Origin of the sequence: Streptomyces sp. Root431 (assembly GCF_001426585.1) — a bacterium.
GTDB classification, from domain to species: Bacteria; Actinomycetota; Actinomycetes; order Streptomycetales; family Streptomycetaceae; genus Streptomyces; species Streptomyces stackebrandtii.
Window position 1 is genome coordinate 290344 of the sequence record NZ_LMEI01000011.1, and the last position, 25342, is coordinate 315685.

The following is a 25342-nucleotide window of genomic DNA, read 5'->3' on the forward strand; positions in this document are numbered from 1 at the left end:
GGCCCCGACCCCGACCCCGACACGACCCCTCCGGGCCACCCCCGGCCCTGCAGACGTCAGTTCCGCGCGCGGACCGTGGCCAGGACGTCGCGGTCCGGCTGGAGGGTGAGGCTCGGGACCGGGCGTATCTCGTCGGTCGTGAGGTCCAGGTGGTAGCGGCGGGCGAGGACCGCCAGCACCAGGACGGCCTCGACGAGGGCGAAGCGGGTGCCGAGGCAGACGCGGGGGCCGCCGCCGAAGGGGAACCAGGCGTACTCCGGTATCTCCTCGGCCGGTTGGCCGTCCTCTCCGGTGAGCCACCGCTCGGGGCGGAAGGCCTCGGCGTCGCCGTACCAGCGGGGATCGCGCTGCGTGGCCCACTGGCTGGACCAGACGCGGGTGCCGACGGGCACGGGCGTCCCGCCGAGAGTGGCGCCCTCCTTGGCGATGCCGGTGATGAGCCAGATCGTCGGATAGAGACGGAGGGTCTCCTTGACCACGGCCTGGGTGTAGGTGAGGGAGGCGTAGTCGTCGTAGCCGGGCTCGTGGTCGGCGAGGACCCGGTCGAGCTCCTCCGTGAGGGCCTCGCGGACCCGCGGGTTGCGGGAGAGCAGGTGCCAGGCCCAGACGAGGGTCGAACTGGTCGTCTCGTGGCCCCCGATGTAGAGCGTCACCGTCTCGTCCCGGATCTCCTGGTCGGAAAGACGGGCGCCGGTCTCGTCCCGGGCCGCGAGGAGCCGGCTGAGGAGGTCCGGGCGCTCGGTGTCGCCGTCGCGGTGGCGGGAGACGACGCGGGTGACCTCGGCGTCGATGACGGCCGTGGCGCGCTTGATGCGGGTGCGCCCGGGCGTGGGGACCCAGTCGGGCAGCAGTGCTCCGATGCCGCTGAACTCGGCGCCGATCTCCTGTTGAGCGATGTCCATGGCCTTGCCGATGGCCTCGGCGTCGGCGGCGGTGTCGACTCCGAAGATGGTCCGGACGGCGATGAGTTGGGTGAGGGCGGCCATCTCCTTCTTGATGTCGATGTGCTGCCCGTCGGTCCACCGGTCGGCGAGCGCGACGGCGCATTCCGCCATGGTCGCCGCGTACGAGCGGACCTGCTTGGGGCGGACCGAGGGCTGGACGAGGGACCGCTTGCGCCGCCAGTCGGCGCCCTTGGCGACGACGACCCCGTTGCCCAGGAGCGTGCGGAAGGCGATGCCGAGGTCGGGTTGGTCGAAGGTGCGCTCGACCTCGGTGAGGAGTTCGCCGACGGTGTCGGGGTGGGCGATGAAGAGGGCGGGGCCGCGGCCGAAGCGCCAGCGGACGAAGTCGCCGCGCTCCCGCAGCTGTTCGAAGAAGGCGAGGGGGTCCTTGCCGAAGGCGGGCAGGTTCCCGAGGAGGGGTACCCCTCGGGGGCCGTCGACGATGCCCGGTGTCGGCTGTGCCGTGTCGCCGCGTGCCCCGGCGTCCGGACCGGCTTGCATGGTCATGCGCGTCCCCTCCCCAACTGGCCTTCCCCGTGTGCGAGTCCATGCAAGCGGAAGGGTCGACCCGGGCGCCACCCCTGTGGACAACGGCCTGTGGACAACCATGAGCACAGGGGACGGAACGCCCAGTGCCCTTGGCGCGATCGCCACGGGCACTGGCCGGAAGAGAGCCGGAAGGCAAGCAGAAGGGAACCGGAGCCTCAGCCCACCGAGCTGTAGGCGACCACACCCCGCAGCAGCGAGTCCACGGCCTTGCGGGCGTTCTTGGAGACCGTGCTGTTCTCCTTGGGCGCCGCGGCCGCGATCTGTCCGAGGACGTCGATGACCTGCTTGCACCAGCGGACGAAGTCACCGGCGGGCATCTCCGCCTCGCGGAGCACCTCGTCGAGACTCTTGTCGGAGGCCCACTGATAGGCGGCCCAGGCGAAGCCGAGGTCGGGCTCGCGCTGGCCGACCCCCTCCGCCTGGTTGATCTTGAACTCCTCCTCAAGGGCGTCGAGACGCCCCCAGATCCGGACCATCTCACCGAGCGCCGCCTTGGCGTTGCCCGTGGGCAGCTTCGGCGCGACGGCGTCGTCGGCCTGACGCGATTCGAAGACCAGCGCCGAGACGCAGGCGGCGAGTTCGGGCGGGGTGAGGCCCTCCCAGACGCCGTCCCTGAGGCATTCGCTCGCGAGCAGGTCGAGCTCGCCGTAGAGCCGGGCCAGCCGCTTGCCGTTGTCCGTGACCTCGTCGCCCCGCAGGTAGTCGAGCTCCGTGAGGAGCGCGACGATCCGGTCGAAGGTCCGGGCGATCGTGTTGGTACGGCCCTCGATGCGCCGCTCCAGCTGCTGCGTGTCGCGCTGGAGGCGGTGGTAGCGCTCGGCCCAGCGGGCGTGGTCCTCGCGCTCGTCGCAGCCGTGGCAGGGATGCGCACGCAGCGCGGTGCGCAGCCGGGCGATCTCGCGGTCGTCGGCTGCGGCCGAGCGCTGCTTGTGGTGCCGCTCGGGGTTGATGTGCCCGGCCTTGGTCCGCAGCGCGGTGGCGAGGTCCCTGCGCGACTGCGGGGAGCGGGGGTTGAAGGACTTGGGGATCCGCATGCGGTCGAGCGCCTCGACGGGGACCGGGAAGTCGATGGAGGCGAGCCTCTTGACCTGCCGCTCCGCGGTGAGGACGAGGGGCCGGGGTCCGTCGTGGTGCTCGAAGCCGCGGTGGCCGTTGGTCCGGCCCGCCGGGATGCCCGGGTCGAGGACGAGGGCGAGGCCGGCGAACTTGCCGGTGGGGACGTGGATGACGTCGCCCGGCTTGAGCTTCTCCAGCGAGCCGGCGGCCTGGGCACGCCGCTGCGCGGCGCCCTGCCGGGCCAGTTCCGTCTCGCGGTCCTTGAGGTCGCGGCGGAGCCGCGCGTACTCCTCGAAGTCGCCGAGGTGGCAGGTCATGCCCTCGCGGTAGCCCTCAAGGCCCTCCTCGTTCTTCTGCACCTGGCGCGAGATGCCCACGACGGAGCGGTCGGCCTGGAACTGCGCGAAGGACGTTTCGAGGAGCTCGCGGGAGCGGTGGCGGCCGAACTGGTCGACGAGGTTGACCGCCATGTTGTACGAAGGCCGGAAGCTGGAGCGCAGCGGGTACGTACGCGTGCCGGCGAGTCCGGCGAGGTGCCCGGGGTCGAAGCCGCGCTGCCAGAGGACCACGGCGTGGCCTTCGACGTCGATGCCGCGGCGGCCTGCACGGCCGGTGAGCTGGGTGTACTCGCCGGGTGTGATGTCGGCGTGCTGCTCGCCGTTCCACTTGACGAGCTTCTCCAGGACGACGGACCGCGCGGGCATGTTGATGCCGAGGGCGAGGGTCTCGGTGGCGAAGACGGCCTTCACGAGGCCGCGGACGAAGAGCTCCTCGACGACCTCCTTGAAGGTGGGGAGCATGCCGGCGTGGTGGGCGGCGATGCCGCGCTCCAGCGCTTCGAGCCACTCGTAGTAGCCGAGGACGTGGAGGTCCTCGGTGGGGATGGAGGCGGTCCGCTCCTCGACGATCTCGCGGACGCGCAGACGTCCCTCTTCGTTGTTGAGGCGGAGTCCGGCGTAGAGGCACTGCTGGACGGCGGCCTCGCAGCCGGCGCGGCTGAAGATGAAGGTGATGGCGGGCAGGAGCCCTTCGGCGTCGAGGCGCTCGATGACCTCGGGGCGGCCGGGGGTCCAGATGCGGGAGCGCTGGCGGCGCTCGCGCTCGCGGTCGGCCTCGCGGATCATCTTGCCGCGGCGCCGGTCGCGCGGGTTGTACGTGGAGTTCTCGGTGCGGGCGAGGCGGACGAGGTCGGGGTTGACCTCACGGCGGGCGGAGCCGCGGCCGCCGTGGTCGGTCTCCTCCTCGAAGAGGTCGTACATCCGGCGTCCGGCCAGCACGTGCTGCCAGAGGGGGACGGGACGGCTCTCGGAGACGATGACCTCGGTGTCGCCGCGGACGGTGTCGAGCCAGTCGCCGAACTCCTCGGCGTTGGACACGGTCGCCGAGAGCGACACGAGCGTGACGGATTCGGGGAGGTGGATGATCACTTCCTCCCAGACGGCGCCACGGAAGCGGTCGGAGAGGTAGTGCACCTCGTCCATGACGACGTAGCCGAGGCCGGAGAGGGCCTGGGACCCCGCGTACAGCATGTTGCGGAGGACTTCGGTGGTCATGACGACGATCGGCGCGTCACCGTTGACACTGTTGTCGCCGGTGAGCAGGCCGACCTTGTCGGCGCCGTACCGCTTGACGAGGTCGGCGTACTTCTGGTTCGACAGCGCCTTGATGGGCGTCGTGTAGAAGCACTTGCGGCCCTGGCCGAGGGCGAGGTGGACGGCGAACTCGCCGACGATGGTCTTGCCGGAGCCTGTTGGCGCGGCGACGAGCACGCCCTTGCCCGCTTCGAGGGCCTTGCAGGCCTCGATCTGGAAGGGGTCCAGATCGAAGCCGTACATCTCGCGGAAGGGGGCCAGCGCGGTCCGCTGCTCGGCATTTCGGGCGAGCGCGGCTGCGTACGCTTCGGCTGGTGTGAGGTCCTCTGTCATCTTGTCATCGAGCCTACCCGCCACCTGTGACAGTGACGCGATCTTTATCGGGGCAATGGCGACGGGGGTGCGGGAGGCGCCAGGACGCGCAGCGCGCCGGGCACGCACTCCACCGCGAGGGGCAGGTGGCCGAGCGGCTCGCCGTCGGCGTAGCCGGTGATTCCGGGGGCGTCGAGCGTGAGGGAACGGACCCGGTACGTGGTGACCGCGGGGTGGTCGAGGTGGGTGCCGCGGTAGACGCGGGGGAACACCTTGATCAGGGTGGCGCGGGAACAGGGGCCGACGACGGTGACGTCGAGGAGTCCGTCGTCGGTGCGGGCTTCGGCGCAGATGCGCATGCCGCCGCCGTAGGACGTGCCGTTGCCGACGGCGACGAGGGTCGCGTCGGTCTCGACGACCCGGCCGTCGTCGAGGGTCAGCCGGTAGGGGACGGGCCGGAAGGAGGCGAGCTCGGCGAGGATGGCGAGGTCGTACTTGAAGCGTCCCGCGGGCAGGCGCATGCGGTTGCCGCGGTCGTTGACGCGGGAGTCGAAGCCGGAGGCGAGGACGGTGCCGAACCAGCGTGAGGTGCCGGCCCCCGTGATCCGCCCGAGGTCCATCGCGTGCCCGCCGGTGTCCTTGAGGAGCTCGGCGGTGACGCGGGCGGCGGCGGCCGGGTCGCGGACGGGCAGGCCGAGGGTGCGGGCGAAGTCGTTCCCCGTGCCGACGGCGATGGCCCCGAGGGGCGTGCGGGTGCCGGCGACGGCCTGGAGCGCGAGGGAGATCATGCCGTCGCCGCCGACGGCGACGAGCGCGCCGGTCCCGGCCTCGACGGCCTCGCGGGCGCGCCGCAGGGCGTCCTCGGCGTCGTGCCCGAGGAGGGTGCGGACGGAGAATCCGGCGTCCCTGAGGGCCTGGGCGGCGGGCTGCGCGGCGTGGGCGCCCCGGCCGCGGCCCGCGGTGGGGTTGACGAAAAGGGTGATGTCGCTGGTCATGTGGGGGTCCCCCCGGACGGAGTCTGGGGGGACCCTACAAGATCAGGTGATGTCGTCGTAACCGTTGACCCGGTGGGCGGCGGAGCCCCCGGTCTCGCCCGGCCCGGTGGCCTGCTCGGGCAGGGCCCGCCCGGCGCTGACGGGTTCGATGGCTCCGACGGACTCGGGGGTGAGGTCGAGCTCGGAGGCCTCGTCGTCGTCGAGTGCGGCGTCGGGGTTGTTGCGCTTGCGCCGCCGGTCGTTGAGGAGCGAGAAGCCGACGGCCCCGAAGTACAGGATCGTGATGGGTCCCGCGAGGGCGATCATGCCGATCGGGTCGGTGGTGGGGGTGATGACGGCGCCGAAGACGAAGACGCCCATGATCACGCCGCGCCACCAGCCGGCCATGCGGCGGCCGGTGAGGACACCGGTGAGGTTGAGCATCACCAGGACAAGCGGGAGCTCGAAGGCGAGGCCGAAGACGAGCACCATGCGCAGGGTGAAGTCGAGGACGTCGCCGAGTGAGAGGAGGTTCGCCGAGCCGGCGGGCGTGAGGCTGATGAGCACCTTCACGCTGATGGGGAGGATCAGGTACGCGAGGTAGGCACCGGCGGAGAACAGCGGCACGGCTGCGCCGACGAAGGCGTACGTGTACTTCTTCTCGCTCTTGTGCAGTCCGGGCGCGACGAAGGCCCACAGCTGGTAGAGCCAGACGGGGCTGGCGATGACGAGGCCCGCGGTCAGCGACAGCTGGATCGTCGTGCTGAAGGGGGCCATCAGCGTGCTGAAGACGACCTGCGCGCAGTTGCCGCCGTCACTGGTGACACCGGGTGGGCACTTGGGCACCGGATCCGACAGGAACTGCATCAGCTCCTCGCTGTACACGAGGGCCACGATCGTCACCGCGGTGATGGCGAGGAGTCCCTTCGCCATGCGGTTGCGGAGTTCGCGCAGGTGCTCCACGAGGGGCATCCGACCCTCGGGATCCTTCTCCTGCTTGCGGGCAGACTTGGGCAACCCACGTCCTCATCTCGTGCGGCAGCCGCCGCACGGTGCGGCGGCCGCGGCGGACCGGGTCAGCGCTTGGTGGTGTCCGACGGCTCGGTCACGGGACGCGAGCTGGTCACGTCGCCGGGAGCGGCCTGGATCGTGCGCGGCGCGGGCTGCGCGTCCTGCGCTCCGGTTCCGGCGTGCGGCGGGTCGGCGGGGGCGCTCTGCTGGTCGTCCGACTTCATCGCCTTGGCCTCGCTCTTGAGGATGCGGGCCGACTTGCCCAGCGAGCGGGCCATGTCCGGGAGCTTCTTGGCACCGAACAGGAGAATGATGACGACGAGAATGAGGATGATCTCGGTGGGGCCGAGCCTACCCATAGCTTTTACCTTCTTCACCGAGGCGACATTGGAGTGCTTGCCCGGCGGGTCGGACATGCGTCCGGCCACCGCGCTGTCTGCGATCGTAACCCGCAGGAGTAAACGCGAGGCAATGCCCGTGCATACTCCCGATTGCGCACCGCGAGCCCTGACCTAGGCCGCTTCGTGCAGCGTACGGCACCGACTCAGCGCAGTGTCTCGCCGGTTCGGGCCAGTCCCACGGCGGCCGTTTCGAGCTCTTCGGCGGCCTGGGTGATCCGCTCTGTGGTGCGGGCCACTTGACGGCCGAGGCGCTGTACCTCCAGGAACACCTTGATGCCGAGGACACCGAGGACGGCGATGCCGAGGAAGCCGAGGGCGATGGCGAGCATGGGCCAGAACATGGGCAGAGCCTAGACCTTGAGCGGGTACGGGTCGTTCAGACGGTGGTGTGGAGGCGCAGCGTGCGGACGCCGCCGCCGGTGAGGAGCTCGACGATCCGCTCGCCCGCAGGCTTGCGCACGGAGCTGCCGCACTCGGGGCAGGTGAAGGAGTAGAAGGTCGTACGCCGGCTGGCGCCGATGGCGAGGCGCAGGGCGCTCGCGGAGAGTTCGAAGCGGGAGCGGCAGTCGGGGCAGGCCGCTTTGAAGAGGACCGGGGCCATCGTCGCCGCAAGACCGTGCATCACGGACATTTCCCTCATCTCTCTACGGCAACAGCTACGTCAACACCAACGTCTACGACTGCATCCACAGCCGAAATCAGAGCCACAGCCACGACTGCTACGACCGCGTCCGCGGCTCTACACCCACAACAGCGTCCGCGAAGCGGAGAACGTCACACGCCCTCGTACGCGGCGAGCGCGGCGGTCGCCGCCTCCCGGGCACTGTCGGCGAGGTCGCGCGGCTCGACGATCCGCCCGTCGCTGCCCAGCCGGAGGGCGAGCCTCCGCAGCGAGGCGGGGTCCGGCGTCCGCAGGGTGATCCGCAGCCCGCCGTCGGGCAGCTCCTCGGCCCGGTCGTGCGGGTAGTACTCGGCGACCCACCGGCCGCCGGGGCCGACCTCGACCACGACCTCGGGGTCGTCGGCGGAGGGCTGGACCAGCCCCTCGGAGAGGTCGCGCAGCTCCAGCTCCGGCGGCGCGGCGTGCTCGTCGAGGAGCCGGATCTCGACGACCCGGTCGAGGCGGAAGGTGCGGCGCGCCTCGGAGAGCCGGCACCACGCCTCCATGTAGGTGTGGCCGACGGCGAAGAGCCGGATCGGGTCGACCTCGCGCTCGGTGAGCTCGTCGCGCGCGGGCGAGTAGTAGCGCACCCACAGCCGCCTGCGCTCGGAGATCGCCCGGTCGACCTCGGCGAAGACGCCGCCCTCGGACTCGAAGGTGACCGAAAGCCGGGAGCTGGCCCCGGCGGCCTCGCCGGCCGCGGCCTCCAGCTTGGCGGTGGCGCGGACCAGCGCGTCCCGGTCGCCCTCGCGGAGCCCCGGCAGGGTGGCGACGGCGCGGGCGGCGACCAGGAGGGCGGTCGCCTCGTCGGCGGCGAGCCGCAGCGGCTCCGCGACGTCGTCGGGGTTGTGCCACCAGATCCGGTCGCCGTCGGTGTCGATGTCGAGCAGATCGCCGCCGCGGAAGCTGGTGCCGCACATGGGCAGCACGTCCAGGTCGGAGATCAGCTCGTCCTCGGTGATGCCGAAGGCGCGCGCGACGTCGGCGACGTGGGCGCCGGGGCGCTCACGGAGATAGGTGACGAGGGACAGCATCCGCCTCGTCTGGTCGATCGCGTTGGCAGCCATGCGGTACGTCTCCCCCTCAGCCCTTGGCCACGGCGCGCAGCCGGTCCAGTACATCCGCCCGCAGATCGGCGGGTTCCCGTACGACGACGTCCGGGCCGAACTCGACGAGCCAGGCGTCGAGCCCGTGACCGTACGGGATCTCCAGCTCGTCCCAGCCGTCGTCGCCGACCTGGACGGACTGGGCTCGGGCCCGCAGCGGGTAGCCGCAGCCGGCGCGCAGCCGGATCCGGGCGGAGCGGGTGGCGGTCTCGCCCGCCCAGCTCTCGACGGTCTCGCGGACGGTGACGACGTCGGGCACGGGCGCGGTGAAGGCACCGGCCCGGGAGCGGACCTTGCCGGTGATCCGCGAGAGGCGGAAGACGCGCTCGGCGCCCCGGTCGCGGTCCCAGCCCGCGAGGTACCAGTGGCCGCGCCAGCATTCGAGGGTCCAGGGCTCGACCTGGCGGGTCTCGGGGCGGGCGGCGTTGGCCTTGCGGTAGTCGAAGACGACGGGCCGGCGGTCGCGGCAGGCCAGCATGAGGGGCTCGAAGGCGGCCTCGTGGACCGGGATGCGGGGTTCGAGGGCGCTGGGCTGGACGTCGTACGAGTCCTCCGCCTCGGGCATGCCGGCGGCGCGCAGCTTCTGGAGGGCGCCGCTGGCGGCTCCCGCGAGCCGGGCCTGCTGCCAGACCCTGGCGGCGAGGCCGAGGGCGGCGGCCTCCTCGGCGTCGAGGGTGATGGGCGGGAGTCGGTTGGAGTCGCGGCGGGCGAGGTAGCCCGTCTCGCCCTCCAGGTTCTCGACGGTCTCGATGACGAGGCCGAGCTCGCGCAGGTCGTCCTTGTCGCGCTCGAACATCCGGTTGAAGGCGTCGTCCCCGCTCGCTTCGAGGTAGGCCTCGATGGAGCCGCGGAGTTCGCGCTTGCTCAGCGGGCGGCGCGTCCCGAGCAGACACAGCGCGAGATTCATCAGCCGCTCGGACTTGGCAATCGCCATGGACGCCCCGCACCTCTTCTGCCGGATCCACTTGTCGGACGTCCGACCGTACCGCCCCGGAGTGTCGGGACAAAAGCCGAGGGCCCCCGCCATGGGTGGCAGGGGCCCTCGGAGGACCGTCACCGGTCGAACACGACGGGTCAGACGCCGACCAGGTCGCAGACGAAGATCAGCGTCTCGCCCGGAGCGATCTTGGCACCGGCGCCACGGTCACCGTAGGCGAGGTGGGCGGGGATGATCAGCTCGCGACGACCGCCGACCTTCATGCCCTGGACGCCCTGGTCCCAGCCCGCGATGACCTGGCCGACACCGAGCTTGAACTGCAGCGGCTCGCCGCGGTTCCAGGAGGAGTCGAACTCCTCACCGGTGGAGAAGGCGACGCCCACGTAGTGGACGGAGACGGTGGCGCCGGCCTTGGCCTCCGCGCCGTCGCCCTCCCACAGGTCCCTGATCTCCAGGTCCTTCGGCGGCTCGCCACCCGGGAAGTCGACCTCGGGCTTGTCGATGCTCACTGAACTGCTCCTCATACTGATGTACTGCGTGATCGGGACAGTCTTACATCTTCGTCAGGATGTCCACGGCGAACACGAGGGTGGAGTTCTTCGGGATGCCCTGCTGCTCCTTGTCGCCGAACGCCTCGGACGGCGGGGCGACGATGAGGACGCGGCTGCCGACCTTCTTGCCGACGAGACCGTCCTTCAGGCCCTTCAGCGTGAGCTGCTCGAGCGGGAAGTTCGCGGGCTTGCCGGTGGTGTAGGTCGAGTCGAAGACCTTGCCGTCCTTCCAGAGGGCGGCGACGTAGTTCACGACGACCGTGTCGGTCGCCTTGACGGCCTCGCCCTTGGACTCGAGCACGTAGTTCGAGACGAGCTTGGTCGGCGGGTCCGTCTTGGGGACCGTCAGCGTGGGCGCCTTGCCGTCGGTGTTCGTCCCGACCTTCGGCAGGTCCTTGTTGTCCTGCGCGACCGGGGTGCCGGTGGCGGACTTCGGGATCGTGACGGCCTTCAGGATGTCCACGACGAAGACGAGGGTGGCGTTGGGCTGGATGCTCGGCGGCGAACCCTTCTCGCCGTAGCCGAGCTCCGGCGGGATGCCGACCTCGATGCGGCTGCCGACCTTCTGGCCTTCGAGGGCCTGCTCCCAGCCCTTGATGACCTGGCCCTCACCCAGCGTCACGCTGAAGGGCTGACCGCGGTCGAAGCTGTTGTCGAAGGGGGTGGTGGAGTCCCAGGCCTGACCCAGGTAGTTCACCGAGAGCGCGTCGCCCTTCTTCGTCACCGGGCCGTCGCCCTCGCTGATGACGTTGACCTTCAGTTCCTTGGGCGGGTCGCCCTCGCCCTTGGAGAGGGTCGGCTTCTCACCGAACTTGGCCCCCGCGGTGATGGCGGGCAGCCCGTTCTTCATCGAAGCGGAATCGGAGCCCTTGTCGTCGCTGCCGCACGCCGCTGTCGAGAGCAGCAGCAGCGGGACGACGAGAAGGCCGGCAAGTCGGCGCACGTGTTCCTCAGATCTCAGACGGCACAGTAGTTGTGCCGACACTCTAGGCGGTCCTCCTGTCACGTCGAGGGCCCCGCACGCCAAACGTGCGGGGCCCTGCGGCTCGTACGCGCCGGTCCTACATTCCGGCGATCAGCTTTTCCACCCGGTCGTCGACGGAGCGGAACGGGTCCTTGCACAACACCGTGCGCTGCGCCTGGTCGTTGAGCTTGAGGTGGACCCAGTCGACGGTGAAGTCCCGGCGCTGCTCCTGCGCGCGGCGGATGAAGTCGCCGCGGAGTCGCGCCCTGGTGGTCTGCGGGGGCACCGACTTGCCCTCGAAGATCTTCATGTCGTTGCAGATCCGGGCCGCCTGCCCGTTCTTCTGCAGCAGGTAGTAGAGCCCGCGGCGGCGGTGGATGTCGTGGTACGCGAGGTCTATCTGCGCGACCCTCGGGTTCGACATGGTCATGTTGTGCTTGGCCCGGTACCGCTCGATGAGCCGGTGCTTCATGACCCAGTCGATCTCGGTCTCGATGCGGTCGAGCCGCTCGCTCTCGATGGCGTCGAGAGTGCGGCCCCACAGCTCCAGGACCTGGGCGACGGTGCCGGTGCGGATGCCGCGCCGGTCGACGAAGTCGACGGCCTTGTCGTAGTACTCGCGCTGGACCTCCAGGGCGGAGGCCTCACGGCCGCTGGCGAGCCGGACCTTGCGCTGGCCCGTGATGTCGTGGCTGACCTCGCGGATCGCCCGGATGGGGTTCTCCAGGGTCAGGTCGCGCATCACCGTGCCGGCCTCGATCATGCGGAGCACGAGGTCGGTGGCGCCGACCTTGAGCAGCATGGTCGTCTCCGACATGTTCGAGTCGCCGACGATGACGTGGAGGCGGCGGTAGCGCTCGGCGTCGGCGTGCGGCTCGTCCCGGGTGTTGATGATGGGCCGCGAGCGGGTCGTCGCGGAGCTGACGCCCTCCCAGATGTGCTCGGCACGCTGGGATACGCAGAAGACGGCGCCGCGCGGGGTCTGGAGGACCTTTCCCGCGCCGCAGATCAGCTGCCGGGTGACGAGGAAGGGAATGAGGATGTCCGCGAGCCGGGAGAACTCCCCGTGGCGGGCGACGAGATAGTTCTCGTGGCAGCCGTAGGAGTTTCCGGCCGAGTCGGTGTTGTTCTTGAAGAGATAGACGTCGCCCGCGATTCCCTCCTCGTGCAGGCGGCGTTCGGCGTCGACGAGCAGGCCCTCGAGAATGCGCTCGCCTGCCTTGTCGTGGGTGACCAGTTCGGTCACGTCGTCACATTCCGGTGTGGCATATTCCGGATGCGAACCCACGTCCAGGTACAGGCGGGCGCCGTTCCGCAGGAAGACATTGCTGCTGCGGCCCCATGACACGACACGGCGGAAGAGGTAGCGCGCCACTTCGTCAGGAGACAGTCGGCGCTGTCCCCTGAACGTGCACGTGACGCCGTACTCGTTCTCCAGCCCGAAAATGCGGCGGTCCATGTCTGAACATTACGCCTGACGGCGTGTGATGAAACCGGGTTGGGCGTTCCCGTTTCGATCATTTTCCGATCAGTGCGTGTTCTTTTCGGTGTGTACGGGGGTGGGGCCGCCCGCACTGACGGCGTGTCGCGCGGCGGGCTCCGCCGGGGCCACGGGCGCGCCGAGCACACGGCCGGTGGCGAGGAGCACGAGGAGGGCGACGAGGCCGCCCGCTCCGGCGACGGCGAAACCGGCGACCGTCCCGGCGAGTTCGACGGCGGGTCCCGCGACCGCGGAGCCGAGGGCCGAGCCGACGCCGAAGGTCGTGACGAGCCAGGAGAAGGCCTCGGTGACGGTGCCGGTCGGGGCGTGCCGGTCGACGACGATGAACGCGCAGGCGAGGACGGGGGCGAGGAAGACGCCCGAGAGGACCGACAGGCCGGTCATGGCCACCGGGCCGGGGGTCAGCGTGAGCGGCAGGTAGCAGACGGCGAGGAGCAGGACGAGGATCCGCAGCCGCTTCTCGGGTGCTCCGGCCCACGGGCGGGCGCCGTAGGCGACGCCGCCGAGGAGGGCGCCGAGGCCGAGGGCGGCCATCAGCCAGCCGTAGACGGAGGGGGTGCCCACGTCGTCGGCGTAGGACAGGGCGGCGACGGTGATGGAGCCGAGGGCGAGGCCGACGAAGAAGAAGGAGCCGAGGAGGGCGAGGAGGCCGGGCGAGCGCAGGGCGCCCAGCCAGTGGGCCTCGCGGGGCGCGGAGCGCCAGGCGCGGGAGGGCTCGGAGAGGACCACGGCGAGAGCGCCGAGGACTCCGAGGACGTTGATGACGAGGAGGGCGGCGGCGGGCGACCAGAGGGAGACGAGGAGGGTCAGCAGGAGGGGCCCGACGGTGAACATGACCTCCTGGGCGACCGCGTCGAGGGCGTAGGCGCGGTGGACCCGGTCCTCGCGGCCGAGGACGCTCGGCCAGAGGGCCCGCAGTCCGCCCTCCAGGGGCGGGGTGAAGAGACCGGCGATGACGACGGCCGCGTAGGCGACGGCGAGGTGGCCGATGCCGGCGAGGGCCAGCAGGACCATGCCGAGGGCGGAGAGGACCGCGGCGGGCAGCTGGACGCGCGGCTGGCCCTTGAGGTCGACGGCGCGGCCGAGGAGGGGCTGGCCGACGGCGGTGGCGACGCCGTAGGCGGCGATCAGGCCGCCGGCGAGGGTGTAGCTGCCGCCCTGGTCGCGGACGAAGAGGGTCAGCGCGATGGGGCCGACGCCGTTGGGCAGGCGCCCGACGAGCGTGCCGGTGAGCAGCCGGGCGGCGTGCGGCGCCCGGAGTATGTCGAGATAGCCGCCGTGTGCCGTGGCCTCGGTGGCCATGTCGTCTCCCCTCGCCCTCGGACCCCGCCGAGGTTTTACGTATAACGTCGAGGTCATACGTACCATGTCGCCAGTCCGCGGGTCCACCCCGCGCCCTGGACGCGACCGGGTACTGTCCGGATTCCACCCGACGTACCGCAGCGCCCGAGCAGGGCGGTGCGGACGAGACCCGTCCGACGCGGAGGCTTGTGTGCAGACCCCGGAGCCGCTCGGCGGCACGCGCCCGACCAGCCGGGACGTCGCCCGGGTCGCCGGCGTCTCGCAGGCCACCGTGTCGCTCGTCCTCGGCGACAAGTGGCGCGGGCGCGTCTCCGAGCGCACGGCCGACGCCGTACGGGAGGCGGCGCGGAGTCTCGGCTACCGCCCCAACCTCGCCGCCCGCAACCTCCGCCTCGGCCACACCCGGACGGCCCTGCTCGTCGTCCCGGCGCTGACCAACGAGTTCTTCGCCCGCGTCTACACGGGTGCCGCGACCGTCGCCGCCCGGCACGGCTTCGGCGTCGTCCTGTACCCCTCCCCCGACGGCGTCGGCCCCGCCAAGGACCCCTTCGCCTCGGCCCGCGCGGCCCTCGACGGGATCATCGCCTCCTCGATGGCCTCGGACGCCCTGAAGGCCTTCCGGGGCACCGACCTGCCCCTGGTCATGCTCGACAGCGACCCCGCCGACACCGGCGCCGCCGCCCACGTCAACCTCGACATCGCGGACGGCATGCGCCAGGTCACGGGCCATCTGCTCGCCCTCGGCCACCGGCGCTTCGTCCACCTCGCATCGGCCGTGCCGTCCTGGACCTTCGACGTCCGCGCCGCCGCCCTCGGCGAGGCCCTCGCCGGCGTGTCGGTACGGACCGTCCGCGCGCCCCTGGACGTGCACGGCGCGATGGCGGCCACCGAGCGCGCCCTCGCGGCGCCCGGCCCGCGCCCCACCGCCCTCGTCTGCGACGACGACATCCTCGCCGCGGGCGCCTGCAAGGCCCTGCGGCGGCTCGGGCTGCGGGTCCCCGAGGACGTCTCGGTCACCGGCTTCGACGACCTCGCGCTCGCGACCGCCGTCGAACCGGAGCTGACCACCGTCGCGCTGCCCGCGGAGCGCATCGGCGAGCGGGGCATGGCGGCCCTCCTGGCCGTCCTCGCGGGCGAACCGCCGCGCCCGGACGACCTCCCGGTCACCCTGGTCCCCCGCGGCTCCTCGGGGCCCGCACCGGCCGCCTGAGCCCCGCGCGACCCCGGAAATCGCCGAGGGGCCCCGGCCCGCTCGCGCGCACCGGGGCCCCTCGGACGGGTCCTAGGACAGGCCCTAGTCCTCGGGCACCTCGTCCGAGGGTTCGTTCGTCTTCGCGATGGCCGCGTTGTCCGCCTCCAGGAGGCGCGACAGCTGCCGGCCGACGATCCGCTTGAACTTGCGCTGCTGCGGCCGCGTACGGTCCAGGACCGCCACCTCCAGGCGCTCCGCGGGGATCTCCCGCTCGCTGCCGTTGGTGTCCCGGGAGAGCGCCTGCACGGCCAGCTTCAGGGCCTCCGCCAGGGACATGCCGTCCCGGTGGCGCTGGTCCAGGAAGGAGCCGATCTGCTCCGCGTTACCGCCGACCGCGACCGAGCCGTGCTCGTCCACGATCGAGCCGTCGTGGGGCAGCCGGTAGATCTGGTCGCCCTCGGGCTCCGTGCCGACCTCGGCGACGACCAGCTCCACCTCGTACGGCTTCTCCCCCGCGCTGGAGAAGATCGTGCCCAGGGTCTGGGCGTAGACGTTGGCCAGGCCGCGCGCGGTGACGTCGCCCCGGTCGTAGGTGTAGCCCCGCAGGTCGGCGTAGCGCACGCCGCCGATGCGGAGGTTCTCGTACTCGTTGTACTTACCGGCGGCGGCGAAGCCGATCCGGTCGTAGATCTCGCTGAACTTGTGCAGGGCGCGCGACGGGTTCTCGCCGACGAAGACGATGCCGTCGGTGTACTGGAGGACGACCAGGCTGCGGCCTCGGGCGATGCCCTTGCGGGCGTACTCCGCCCGGTCGGCCATGGCCTGCTGGGGTGAGACGTAGAACGGAGTGGACACCGGCGGTCCGTCCCTTTCTTCTGGGCTTCTACAGGGCGACGAGTGGTCAGAGCAGGGCGGCGCGCGGCCCGTCGGGCTGCTCGAGGCGCCGCTCGGTGACCGACCGGGCCAGCTCGGAGGACTCGGCCTCGCTGAGCCTGCGGAAACCCTCCTCGGTGATGACGGTGACGAGCGGGAAGATCCGGCGGGCCATGTCGGGGCCACCGGTCGCCGAGTCGTCGTCCGCCGCGTCGTAGAGCGCCTGCACGACCAGGGTCGTGGCCTGCTGCTCGGTGAGGTCGGCTCGGTAGAGCTTCTTCATCGAGCCGCGCGCGAAGATCGAGCCGGAGCCCGTGGCCGCGTAGCCCTGCTCCTCGGAGCGGCCGCCGGTCACGTCGTAGGAGAAGATCCGGCCCTTCCCCTTGCCCTCGTCCCAGCCCGCGAAGAGCGGCACGACGGCGAGCCCCTGCATGGCCATGCCGAGGTTGCCACGGATCATGGTGGACAGGCGGTTCGCCTTGCCCTCCAGGGAGAGCGTGGCGCCCTCCACCTTCTCGAAGTGCTCCAGCTCCAGCTGGAACAGCTTGACCATCTCCACGGCGAGACCGGCGGTGCCGGCGATGGCGACGGCGGAGTACTCGTCGGCCGGGAAGACCTTCTCCATGTCCCGCTGCGCGATCATGTTGCCCATGGTGGCCCGACGATCGCCGGCGAGGACGACCCCTCCGGGGAACGTGACGGCCACGATGGTCGTGCCGTGCGGGGCGTCCAGGACGCCCTCCGGCAGCTTCCGGCGGCTCGGCAGCAGCTCCGGCGAGTGGTCCGCCAGGAAGTCCAGGAACGAGGACGATCCCGGCGTCAGGAAGGCCGCCGGCAGACGCCCGGTGCTACGAGGGTTGGCTTCCACGCGATTCCTTCCGGGTGGGAGAGTCGGCCCGCCGTGCGACGCGCGGGTCGATCTTGGTTGCTGTGCACGGACCATACCCGTGCCGGTGCCTGTCATCCGTCCCCGGACCCACGGCTTTCTCCGGGGCTCCGGGGACGGAGGAGTACAGGCACGAGAGGCGGCTACTCGCCGCCCTTCTGGACGAAGCTACGAACGAACTCCTCCGCGTTGGACTCGAGGACGTCGTCGATCTCGTCCAGCACGGAGTCCACGTCGTCGCTCAGCTTCTCCTGGCGCTCCTGGAGGTCGGAGCTCGCCTCCGTGGTGGTCTCCTCGACCTCCTCCGTGGAACGCGTCGCCTTCTGCTGTCCGCCGCCGGTGTCCTTGGTCGCCATATCCCTCACCCCGCTCGAATCGGCCCGCTCGGTTGAGTCCGTACAAGATCAGACCCTATAGGTCGGGTCTGACTTCGGCCCCGCAGTTTCCACAACGCCCGGGCACTGATTCCATGATTCCCAGTGCCGGGGTATTTCAGGCCCGCGACGGGCCCCCGATCATCCGCCGGAGAGCACGCGGACGAGTTCCTCCGCCGTACGGCAGCGGTCCAGGAGCGCCTTCACATGGGCCTTGGTGCCGCGCAGCGGCTCCAGGGTGGGGACGCGTTGGAGCGAGTCGCGGCCCGGCAGGTCGAAGATCACCGAGTCCCAGGAGGCCGCGGCGACGTCGTCGGCGTACTGCTCCAGGCAGCGGCCCCGGAAGTAGGCCCTGGTGTCCTCCGGAGGCGCCGTCTGAGCCTGCTGCACCTCGGTCTCGTCCAGGAGGCGCTTCATGCGCCCCCGGGCCGCCAGACGGTTGTACAGGCCCTTCTCGGGCCGCACGTCCGCGTACTGGAGGTCCACGAGGTGCAGGCGGGCCGCGTCCCAGTCCAGGTTGTCCCTGCGCCGGTAGCCCTCCATGAGCTCCCGCTTGGCGATCCAGTCGAGCTCGCCGGAGAGGCTCATCGGGTCGTTCTCGAGCCGGTTGAGGGTGTCCTCCCAGCGTGTGAGGACGTCCTTCGTCTGCTCGTCCGCGTCCGAGCCGTACCGCTCGTCCACGTACTTCCTGGCCAGCTCGAAGTACTCCATCTGCAACTGGACCGCGGTGAGCGTCCGGCCGCTGCGGAGCGTGACCAGGTACTGGAGGGTCGGGTCGTGCGAGACCTGGTGGAGCGTCCTGACCGGCTGGTCGACGGCGAGGTCCACGGTGATGAACCCGTCCTCGATCATCGACAGGACCAGCGCGGTCGTGCCGAGCTTGAGGTAGGTCGAGATCTCCGAGAGGTTCGCGTCACCGATGATCACGTGCAGGCGGCGGTACCTCTCGGCGTCCGCGTGCGGCTCGTCGCGCGTGTTGATGATGGGCCGCTTGAGGGTGGTCTCCAGACCCACCTCGACCTCGAAGTAGTCGGCGCGCTGACTGATCTGGAAGCCGTCCTCCCGGCCGTCCTGACCGATGCCGACCCGGCCCGCACCGGTCACGACCTGGCGCGAGACGAAGAACGGCGTCAGGTGGCGCACGATGTCCGAGAAGGGGGTCTCCCGCTTCATCAGGTAGTTCTCGTGCGTGCCGTACGAGGCGCCCTTGTTGTCGGTGTTGTTCTTGTAGAGGTGGATCGGCTGGGCCCCGGGGAGCTGGGCGGCACGGACGGCCGCCTCCGCCATGATCCGCTCGCCGGCCTTGTCCCAGAGGACGGCGTCGCGCGGATTGGTGACCTCGGGCGAGCTGTACTCGGGGTGGGCGTGGTCCACGTAGAGCCGCGCCCCGTTGGTGAGGATCACATTGGCGAGGCCGATGTCCTCGTCGGTGAGCTGGCTGGAGTCCGCGACCTCGCGGGCGAGGTCGAAGCCGCGGGCGTCCCGCAGCGGATTCTCCTCCTCGAAATCCCAGCGGGCGCGGCGCGCCCGGTGCATCGCCGCCGCGTAGGCGTTGACGATCTGGGACGAGGTGAGCATGGCATTGGCGTTCGGGTGTCCCGGGACGGAGATCCCGTACTCCGTCTCGATGCCCATTACTCGCCGTACGGTCATGCGGCCCTCCTTGCCCGGCGTCGCTCACAGTGCGCGACTCGGCGTTACCGAAGAGCCTAGAGCGGCTCAGCGCTGGTGGGGAGATCACTTGCGGTATTTCCCGTGACGCCGGGAGAAACCCGTGCTGCCGGGATAAACCCTGGAAGGAATACACCGGCTGCGGATGCCCGGTTTCCGGACATCCGCAGCCGGTGTGCGTATTACAGGTACTGACCGGTGTTGGCCACCGTGTCGATGGAGCGTCCCGTGTCCGCGCCCTGCTTTCCGGTGACGAGCGTACGGATGAAGACGATCCGCTCGCCCTTCTTTCCGGAGATCCTGGCCCAGTCGTCGGGGTTGGTGGTGTTGGGCAGGTCCTCGTTCTCCTTGAACTCGTCCACGCAGGCCTGGAGGAGGTGGGAGACGCGGATGCCCTTCTGGTTGTGGTCGAGGAAGGCCTTGATGGCCATCTTCTTGGCCCGGTCGACGATGTTCTGGATCATCGCGCCGGAGTTGAAGTCCTTGAAGTAGAGGACTTCCTTGTCGCCGTTGGCGTACGTGACTTCGAGGAAGCGGTTCTCCTCGGATTCCGCGTACATCTGCTCGACGACCGACTGGATCATTCCGTGGGCGGCGGCCGCCTTGGAGCCGCTGTGCTCGGAGATGTCGTCCGTGTGGAGCGGCAGGGTGGCCGTGAGGTACTTCGCGAAGATGTCCTTCGCGGCCTCCGCGTCCGGACGCTCGATCTTGATCTTGACGTCGAGCCGGCCGGGCCGCAGGATCGCGGGGTCGATCATGTCCTCGCGGTTGGAGGCGCCGATGACGATGACGTTCTCCAGGCCCTCCACACCGTCGATCTCGGCGAGCAGCTGGGGGACGATGGTGTTCTCCACGTCCGAGCTGACACCGGATCCGCGGGTGCGGAAGAGGGATTCCATCTCGTCGAAGAAGACGATGACGGGGGTGCCCTCGCTCGCCTTCTCCCTCGCACGCTGGAAGACGAGGCGGATGTGCCGCTCGGTCTCGCCGACGTACTTGTTGAGGAGCTCGGGCCCCTTGATGTTGAGGAAGTAGGACTTCCCCGCGGGCTGACCGGTCACCTCGGCGACCTTCTTGGCCAGGGAGTTGGCCACGGCCTTCGCGATCAGCGTCTTGCCGCAGCCCGGCGGCCCGTAGAGCAGGATGCCCTTGGGCGGTCGGAGTTCGTGCTCCTTGAAGAGGTCGGGGTAGAGGTACGGGAGCTCGACCGCGTCGCGGATCAGCTCGATCTGGTTGCCCAGACCGCCGATCTTGTCGTAGTCGACGTCCGGGACCTCTTCGAGGACGAGCTCTTCGACCTCGCTCTTGGGGATGACCTCGTAGACGTAGCCCGACCTGGAGTCGAGCAGCAGGGCGTCGCCGGGGCGGATGGTGACGTCCAGCAGAGGCTCGGCGAGCCTCACCACCCGCTCCTCGTCGGTGTGCCCGACCACCAGGGCGCGCTCGCCGTCCTCAAGGATCTCCTTGAGGGTGACGATGTCCCCGGCGCGCTCGAACTCCATGGCCTCGACCACGTTGAGCGCTTCGTTGAGCATGACTTCCTGGCCTCGCCTGAGCTCTTCGAGCTCGACGCCGGGGCTCACGTTCACCCGGAGCTTGCGGCCCCCGGTGAAGATGTCGCACGTGCCGTCCTCATTGGCCTGCAGGAAGACACCGAAGCCGGCCGGCGGCTGTGCGAGCCGGTCGACCTCCTCCTTGAGGGCCACGATCTGGTCGCGGGCCTCACGGAGCGTATTGGCGAGCCGCTCGTTCTGCGCGGACACGCCGGCCAGGTTCGTCTGCAGCTCGACGATCCGCTCTTCGAGAATCCTCGTGTGTCGCGGAGAGTCGGCGAGCTTGCGGCGCAGGACGGCGATTTCCTGCTCGAGATAGGCAACCTGTCCGGCGGGGTCTTCAGACCCCCGTCCGGGCCGGATGCCGCGGTTGATGTCGTCGTCGTGGGCTGCCACGGTCCTCACCTCCTCCAAGGGGAGCTGGACGCTTCCTGACCCTACCTGCGTGGGTGGTGATTGAAACCCCTAGATCAAAAAGACTCCGGGCCGTGTCCGATCTTCACCCTTGCGGTTCCCCTCTCGCCAGGGGAATACCCACCCTTTCGCCGTCTGAAAGCGGGCGGTTGTATCGTCGTCATGGGCCAACACCCTTCAGAGGTGGCCCGACTTACCCGCGCGAAGCAGAAACGGCAGGAGAAATGACCGTGCAGAACGAGGCCCCGGCCACGGGCGTCGAAGAGGCGCTGGAGGTCTGGATCGACCAGGACCTGTGCACCGGGGACGGGATCTGCGCGCAGTACGCTCCCGAGGTCTTCGAGCTGGACATCGACGGGCTCGCGTATGTGAAGAGCGCGGACGACGAGCTGCTCCAGGACAGCGGGGCGACGACGCCGGTACCGCTGCCCCTGCTCCAGGACGTCGTGGACTCGGCGAAGGAGTGCCCGGGCGACTGCATCCACGTCCGCCGGGTCGCCGACAAGGTCGAGGTGTACGGCCCCGACGCGGAGTGACGGGTCAGGCGCTCCGCGCCTCGGCACGGGTGGCGCGGACGAAGGCGCCGCCCTGCCAGGCCCAGCTGACCTGCTCCTTCTCGTCGGGGCAGCAGCTGGGCACGTCGAGGGACGAATAGCCGAGGAGCGTGGCGTGTACCGCTCCGCCGCGCACGGCGAGCTCGGTGACGCTCTTGTGCTCGTCCGGTGCGACGAGCGTGGCCACCACGCGCGCGGGGGCGCCCGCGCCCTTGCCGCGGGTGAGGACGTAGATCCCGCTCGGCGGCGTGCCGGAGCCGGCTTCGCAGTGCACGACCGCAACGGTCTCCGGGTTCCCGTCGCCGTCGAGGTCTCCCGAGACGCGCTTCGCGACCTTGTGGGGGCCTCCCCCGCACTCCAGCGGGTAGTCGGCCGTGGCGGCCTCCGGAGCGGGCGCGGGGCGCGGGGCGGCGGGGGCCGCGGTGGCTCCCGCGGGGCCGGGCTGGAGGAGCCCGGCGAGGGCGACGACCGCGGCGGTCGCGGTGGCGGTCGCCAGCCAGTGCGCCGGCCTGGCGTGGGTGTGCGCGAGGTCGGGCAGATCCGCGGGGTCCTGGACGGCGGAGGGCTGCACGCGAGACGTCTCCTGTAGGGCTGTGCGGAGGGTTTCGGGCATCGTGCCATACGTCACAGGGGGACGGAACAGGCGGGGTCTCGCCACGCTCCACCCGGACTCGCCGAGCCTCGCCGCGCCCCGAACATGAGGACGCCGCCGTCGAGTTCCGGCCCGTGGGCGGGAACTCGACGGCGGCGCCGTGTGAGTGTCGGTACGTCAGCCCTTGTTGGGGCCTTCGTAGTCCTCGCCGTACGCGCCCTTCGCGGGACGGCGGCGGCGCATCGGGGGCTCGACGCCGTCCGCGAGGCGGCGGGCGGTGACGAGGAAGCCGGTGTGGCCGATCATGCGGTGATCGGGCCGGACGGCGAGGCCCTCGACGTGCCAGTTGCGGATCATGGACTCCCACGGCTGCGGCTCGGCGTAGCAGCCGAACTCGCGGATGGACTCCACGGTGCGCGCGAGCTGGGTGGTGGTCGCCACGTAGCAGCAGAGGATGCCGCCGGGGACGAGGGCCTTGGAGACGGCCTCCAGGCACTCCCAGGGAGCGAGCATGTCCAGGATGACGCGGTCGACGTCCGTGTCGGACAGGTTGTCCTGGAGGTCGCCGACGGTCAGCTGCCAGGCCGGGTGGGGGCCGCCGAAGTAGCGCTCGACGTTGCCCTTCGCGATCTCGGCGAAGTCCTCGCGGCGCTCGTAGGAGTGCAGCATGCCGCTGTCGCCGATGGCGCGGAGCAGGAAGCTGCTGAGCGAGCCGGAGCCCACACCCGCCTCGACGACGCGTGCGCCGGGGAAGATGTCGGCGAAGGCGAGGATCTGTCCCGCGTCCTTCGGGTAGACCACGGCGGCGCCGCGGGGCATGGACAGGACGTAGTCGGGGAGCAGGGGGCGCAGCGCGAGGTAGGCGACGTTTCCGGTGGTGCGGACAACGCTGCCCTCGGGGGCGCCGATCAGTTCGTCGTGCGGGAAAGAACCCTTGTGGGTGTGGAAGTTCTTTCCCTCTTCGAGCGTGAACGTGTAGTGACGGCCCTTGGGGTCGGTCAGCTGAACCTGGTCCCCGACCTTGAAGGGCCCGCGTCGGCGGGCGGCACCGGTCGGTTCGGACATGTGAGCACCTTATCAAGGGCTTCCTCACCTCCGGTCCGCCCGCGTCGGCTCGGAAGCCGTGTACAAGGCCTACGAAGACGGTCGTGCCATGGCCTTCACGAAGGCGCGCTCCACGTCGGTGGTGGCGAGGACGCCGTAGATCTCCCCGGTCTCCTCCACGACGAGGTACTCGGTGGCGGGGCTGGCGCGGAGGTGGTCGAGGAGGGGCTGGCCGGTGAGCTCGGCGGGGACGCGCATGCCGTCGGCGAGGTCCTGGGTGAGGGCGCTGACGGCGACCCAGGGGCGGCGGTGCTGGGGGACGGCGGCGATGGCGGCCTCGCGGACGATGCCGGTGGGGTCGCCGCCGCCGTCGACGACGACGAGGGCGCGGGCGCCGGCCTCGTTGGCGCGGCGGAGGGCCTCGGAGAGGGGCGTGGCCGGCTCGACGGGGATGGCGCGCCGGGTGAGGGTGCGGGCGCGGAGCTCGGGGAGGTGCTCGCGGAGCCGGGCCATGCGGAGGCTGTTGCCGGCGCCGGTCCAGATGATCGCGGCCAGGATGGCGGCGAGGAGGGCGTCGGTGACGGTGTTGAGGCCGCTGATGTCGTCGGTGGCGTTGCCGAGGAGGCCCGTGCGGGTGAGCAGGGGCAGGCCGACGAGGACCAGGACGGCGAGGGCGCGGCCGACCCAGGCGGCGGCGACGGTGCCGCTCATGGGCTTGCCGGTGATCTTCCAGACGACGGCGCGCAGCATGCGGCCGCCGTCGAGGGGAAGGCCCGGGAGCAGGTTGAAGAGGGCGACGATCAGGTTGGAGATCATCAGGCCGGCGAGGAGGACGCCGGGGACGGTGCCGGGCTCGACGGCGTACATCGAGAGATAGAACACGCCGGCGAGCACGAGGGAGAAGAGCGGGCCGACGAAGGCGAGGACGAACTCGCGGCCGGGGGTCTCGGTCTCCTTCTCGATCTCGGAGACGCCGCCGAAGAACTGGAGCTGGATGCGGCGCACGGGCAGCTTGAACCGGAGCGCGGCGATCGTGTGGGCCAGTTCGTGGACGAGTACGGAGGCGTAGAAGGCGACCGCGAAGAAGAGGGAGACCAGGTAGCGGGCGGCGCCGAGTTCGGGCAGGACCCGCTCGATCTGGTCGCCGAAGACCCAGGTGATGAGGGCGGCGACCAGGAACCAGCTGGGCGCGACGTAGACGGGCACGCCGAAGGGGCGGCCCATGAGGATCCCGCCGCCGGGCTCCTCGGTCCGCTGCGGCTTGGGCTCGTCCTGGTTCACGGGTTCCTTTCGTCGCGACGTGTGACCCACGTCGGTGCGTCACGGTTCGATCATGCAGTGCGACGGGGTCCCAGGTCGATGGTATTCCGCTCGCTGTCGGTGGCGGGTCGTAGGGTCTGAGTCATGAGTACGAGCGAGCAGGTGCCGGCGGAGCCCCGGGCGCCCATGTCGTTGTCGCCGTCGCGGGCGAGCGATTTCATGCAGTGTCCGCTGCTGTACCGGTTCCGGGTGATCGACCGGCTGCCGGAGAAGCCCAGTCCGGCGGCGACGCGGGGCACGCTGGTGCACGCGGTGCTCGAGCGGCTCTTCGACGACGAGGCGGCGGAGCGGACGGCGCCGCGGGCGAAGGCGATGGTTCCGGGGCAGTGGGCGCGGCTCCTGGAGTCGAAGCCGGAGCTGGGCGAGCTGTTCGCGGAGGATCCGGACGGGGAGCGTCTCGCGAGCTGGCTCGGGGAGGCGGAGCGGCTGGTCGAGCGGTGGTTCACGCTGGAGGACCCGACGCGCCTCGAACCGGCCGAGCGCGAGCTGTTCGTGGAGACGGAGCTGGATTCGGGGCTGCGGCTGCGCGGGGTGATCGACCGGGTCGACGTGGCGCCGTCGGGTGACGTGCGGATCGTCGACTACAAGACGGGCAAGGCGCCCCGGCCCGAGTACCGCGACGGCGCGCTGTTCCAGATGACGTTCTACGCGCTGGTGGTCTGGCGGCTGCGGCGGGTGCTGCCGCGGCGCTTGCAGCTGGTCTACCTGGGCAGCGGGGAGGTGCTGACGTACGACCCGGTGGAGGCGGACCTGCTGCGGGTGGAGCGGAAGCTCCTGGCGCTGTGGGACGCGATCCGGCTGGCGACGGAGACGGGCGACTGGCGTCCGCGGCCGACGAAGCTGTGCGGCTGGTGCGACCATCAGGAGGTCTGTCCGGAGTTCGGCGGGACTCCCCCGGTGTATCCCCTGAAGATCGTTTCCGCGCGCCCGCCGGAGTCGGGTGAATCGGGGCAGGGCAGAATGGACCCGGCGCCGCCGGCGCCGTGACAGCGGCCCAGCCCGTGAGGT

The 25342-nt window shown here is 70.6% G+C and carries 24 protein-coding genes; 3 read left to right on the forward strand and 21 right to left on the reverse strand.

All coding sequences use genetic code 11. From position 1 onward, the window contains the following. Window positions 1-56 precede the first annotated feature (56 nt). The 13 genes from ASC82_RS21005 to ASC82_RS21065 form a co-directional block, all read right to left on the reverse strand. Window positions 57-1445, reverse strand: coding sequence for a cytochrome P450 (locus ASC82_RS21005; RefSeq protein WP_107105942.1), 1389 nt, complete (start codon window positions 1443-1445; stop codon window positions 57-59). 203 nt (window positions 1446-1648) lie between these two features. Further along, entirely contained in the window at window positions 1649-4474 is a 2826-nt protein-coding gene (locus tag ASC82_RS21010) for a DEAD/DEAH box helicase (protein ID WP_056650214.1), read from the reverse strand. 44 nt (window positions 4475-4518) lie between these two features. Further along, entirely contained in the window at window positions 4519-5448 is a 930-nt protein-coding gene (locus ASC82_RS21015) for a diacylglycerol kinase (protein ID WP_056650217.1), read from the reverse strand. A gap of 42 nt (window positions 5449-5490) precedes the next feature. After that, window positions 5491-6399 (reverse strand): twin-arginine translocase subunit TatC, encoded by a 909-nt coding sequence (gene tatC / locus ASC82_RS21020; protein ID WP_056650221.1) that lies wholly within the window; start codon window positions 6397-6399, stop codon window positions 5491-5493. 104 nt (window positions 6400-6503) lie between these two features. Continuing rightward, a complete protein-coding gene (tatA, locus tag ASC82_RS21025; RefSeq protein ID WP_024755463.1) occupies window positions 6504-6797 on the reverse strand; it encodes a Sec-independent protein translocase subunit TatA in 294 nt (97 codons plus the stop codon). 185 nt (window positions 6798-6982) lie between these two features. Continuing rightward, entirely contained in the window at window positions 6983-7180 is a 198-nt protein-coding gene (locus ASC82_RS21030) for a hypothetical protein (RefSeq protein ID WP_056650224.1), read from the reverse strand. 35 nt (window positions 7181-7215) lie between these two features. Then, window positions 7216-7479: a hypothetical protein gene (locus ASC82_RS21035; RefSeq protein ID WP_056650226.1), complete on the reverse strand. Its 264-nt coding sequence runs from the start codon at window positions 7477-7479 to the stop codon at window positions 7216-7218. 134 nt (window positions 7480-7613) lie between these two features. Beyond that, complete coding sequence (locus ASC82_RS21040) at window positions 7614-8567, reverse strand: WYL domain-containing protein (RefSeq protein WP_056650228.1); 954 nt, start codon at window positions 8565-8567, stop codon at window positions 7614-7616. 16 nt (window positions 8568-8583) lie between these two features. Continuing rightward, window positions 8584-9540: a WYL domain-containing protein gene (locus ASC82_RS21045; protein ID WP_056650231.1), complete on the reverse strand. Its 957-nt coding sequence runs from the start codon at window positions 9538-9540 to the stop codon at window positions 8584-8586. 140 nt (window positions 9541-9680) lie between these two features. Next, window positions 9681-10052: an FKBP-type peptidyl-prolyl cis-trans isomerase gene (locus tag ASC82_RS21050; RefSeq protein ID WP_056650234.1), complete on the reverse strand. Its 372-nt coding sequence runs from the start codon at window positions 10050-10052 to the stop codon at window positions 9681-9683. A gap of 43 nt (window positions 10053-10095) precedes the next feature. After that, the gene (locus ASC82_RS21055) at window positions 10096-11037 is read right to left on the reverse strand and encodes an FKBP-type peptidyl-prolyl cis-trans isomerase (RefSeq protein WP_056650237.1); all 942 of its coding nucleotides are present in this window, start codon (window positions 11035-11037) and stop codon (window positions 10096-10098) included. A gap of 118 nt (window positions 11038-11155) precedes the next feature. After that, a complete protein-coding gene (pafA, locus tag ASC82_RS21060; protein ID WP_056650240.1) occupies window positions 11156-12517 on the reverse strand; it encodes a Pup--protein ligase in 1362 nt (453 codons plus the stop codon). 69 nt (window positions 12518-12586) lie between these two features. Beyond that, a complete protein-coding gene (locus ASC82_RS21065; RefSeq protein ID WP_056650242.1) occupies window positions 12587-13861 on the reverse strand; it encodes an MFS transporter in 1275 nt (424 codons plus the stop codon). A 190-nt stretch (window positions 13862-14051) separates the two neighbouring features. Here ASC82_RS21065 and ASC82_RS21070 point away from each other — a divergent pair, with 190 nt between their 5' ends. After that, window positions 14052-15071: a LacI family DNA-binding transcriptional regulator gene (locus ASC82_RS21070; RefSeq protein WP_056650246.1), complete on the forward strand. Its 1020-nt coding sequence runs from the start codon at window positions 14052-14054 to the stop codon at window positions 15069-15071. 84 nt (window positions 15072-15155) lie between these two features. On the opposite strand, the gene prcA is transcribed toward ASC82_RS21070, so the two are convergent. The 5 genes from prcA to arc all read right to left on the reverse strand — a co-directional run bounded on the left by prcA (window position 15156) and on the right by arc (window position 20806). After that, window positions 15156-15908, reverse strand: a complete 753-nt coding sequence (gene prcA / locus ASC82_RS21075; protein ID WP_056650249.1) for a proteasome subunit alpha — start codon at window positions 15906-15908, stop codon at window positions 15156-15158. Window positions 15909-15954: 46 nt separating this feature from the next. After that, window positions 15955-16794 (reverse strand): proteasome subunit beta, encoded by an 840-nt coding sequence (gene prcB / locus ASC82_RS21080; RefSeq protein WP_056650251.1) that lies wholly within the window; start codon window positions 16792-16794, stop codon window positions 15955-15957. Between the two features lie 161 nt (window positions 16795-16955). Next, a complete protein-coding gene (locus ASC82_RS21085) occupies window positions 16956-17168 on the reverse strand; it encodes a ubiquitin-like protein Pup (RefSeq protein WP_055644448.1) in 213 nt (70 codons plus the stop codon). A gap of 159 nt (window positions 17169-17327) precedes the next feature. After that, the gene (gene dop / locus ASC82_RS21090) at window positions 17328-18839 is read right to left on the reverse strand and encodes a depupylase/deamidase Dop (RefSeq protein WP_056650254.1); all 1512 of its coding nucleotides are present in this window, start codon (window positions 18837-18839) and stop codon (window positions 17328-17330) included. A 200-nt stretch (window positions 18840-19039) separates the two neighbouring features. Then, window positions 19040-20806 carry a proteasome ATPase gene (arc, locus tag ASC82_RS21095; RefSeq protein ID WP_024755476.1) on the reverse strand — a complete coding sequence of 589 codons (1767 nt, stop codon included), beginning with the start codon at window positions 20804-20806 and terminating at the stop codon, window positions 19040-19042. A gap of 242 nt (window positions 20807-21048) precedes the next feature. Between arc and ASC82_RS21100 the strand changes: the two genes are divergently transcribed. Next, window positions 21049-21360, forward strand: a complete 312-nt coding sequence (locus tag ASC82_RS21100; protein WP_024755477.1) for a ferredoxin — start codon at window positions 21049-21051, stop codon at window positions 21358-21360. 4 nt (window positions 21361-21364) lie between these two features. Here the strand turns inward: ASC82_RS21100 and ASC82_RS21105 are convergent, their stop codons facing one another. The 3 genes from ASC82_RS21105 to ASC82_RS21115 all read right to left on the reverse strand — a co-directional run bounded on the left by ASC82_RS21105 (window position 21365) and on the right by ASC82_RS21115 (window position 24238). Beyond that, window positions 21365-21949, reverse strand: coding sequence for a hypothetical protein (locus ASC82_RS21105; protein WP_056650257.1), 585 nt, complete (start codon window positions 21947-21949; stop codon window positions 21365-21367). 198 nt (window positions 21950-22147) lie between these two features. Beyond that, complete coding sequence (locus ASC82_RS21110; protein ID WP_015032448.1) at window positions 22148-23035, reverse strand: tRNA (adenine-N1)-methyltransferase; 888 nt, start codon at window positions 23033-23035, stop codon at window positions 22148-22150. 69 nt (window positions 23036-23104) lie between these two features. Beyond that, window positions 23105-24238 carry a site-2 protease family protein gene (locus tag ASC82_RS21115; RefSeq protein ID WP_242427738.1) on the reverse strand — a complete coding sequence of 378 codons (1134 nt, stop codon included), beginning with the start codon at window positions 24236-24238 and terminating at the stop codon, window positions 23105-23107. A 180-nt stretch (window positions 24239-24418) separates the two neighbouring features. Here ASC82_RS21115 and ASC82_RS21120 point away from each other — a divergent pair, with 180 nt between their 5' ends. Further along, window positions 24419-25321, forward strand: a complete 903-nt coding sequence (locus tag ASC82_RS21120) for a PD-(D/E)XK nuclease family protein (protein WP_051494203.1) — start codon at window positions 24419-24421, stop codon at window positions 25319-25321. Window positions 25322-25342: the final 21 nt, after the last annotated feature.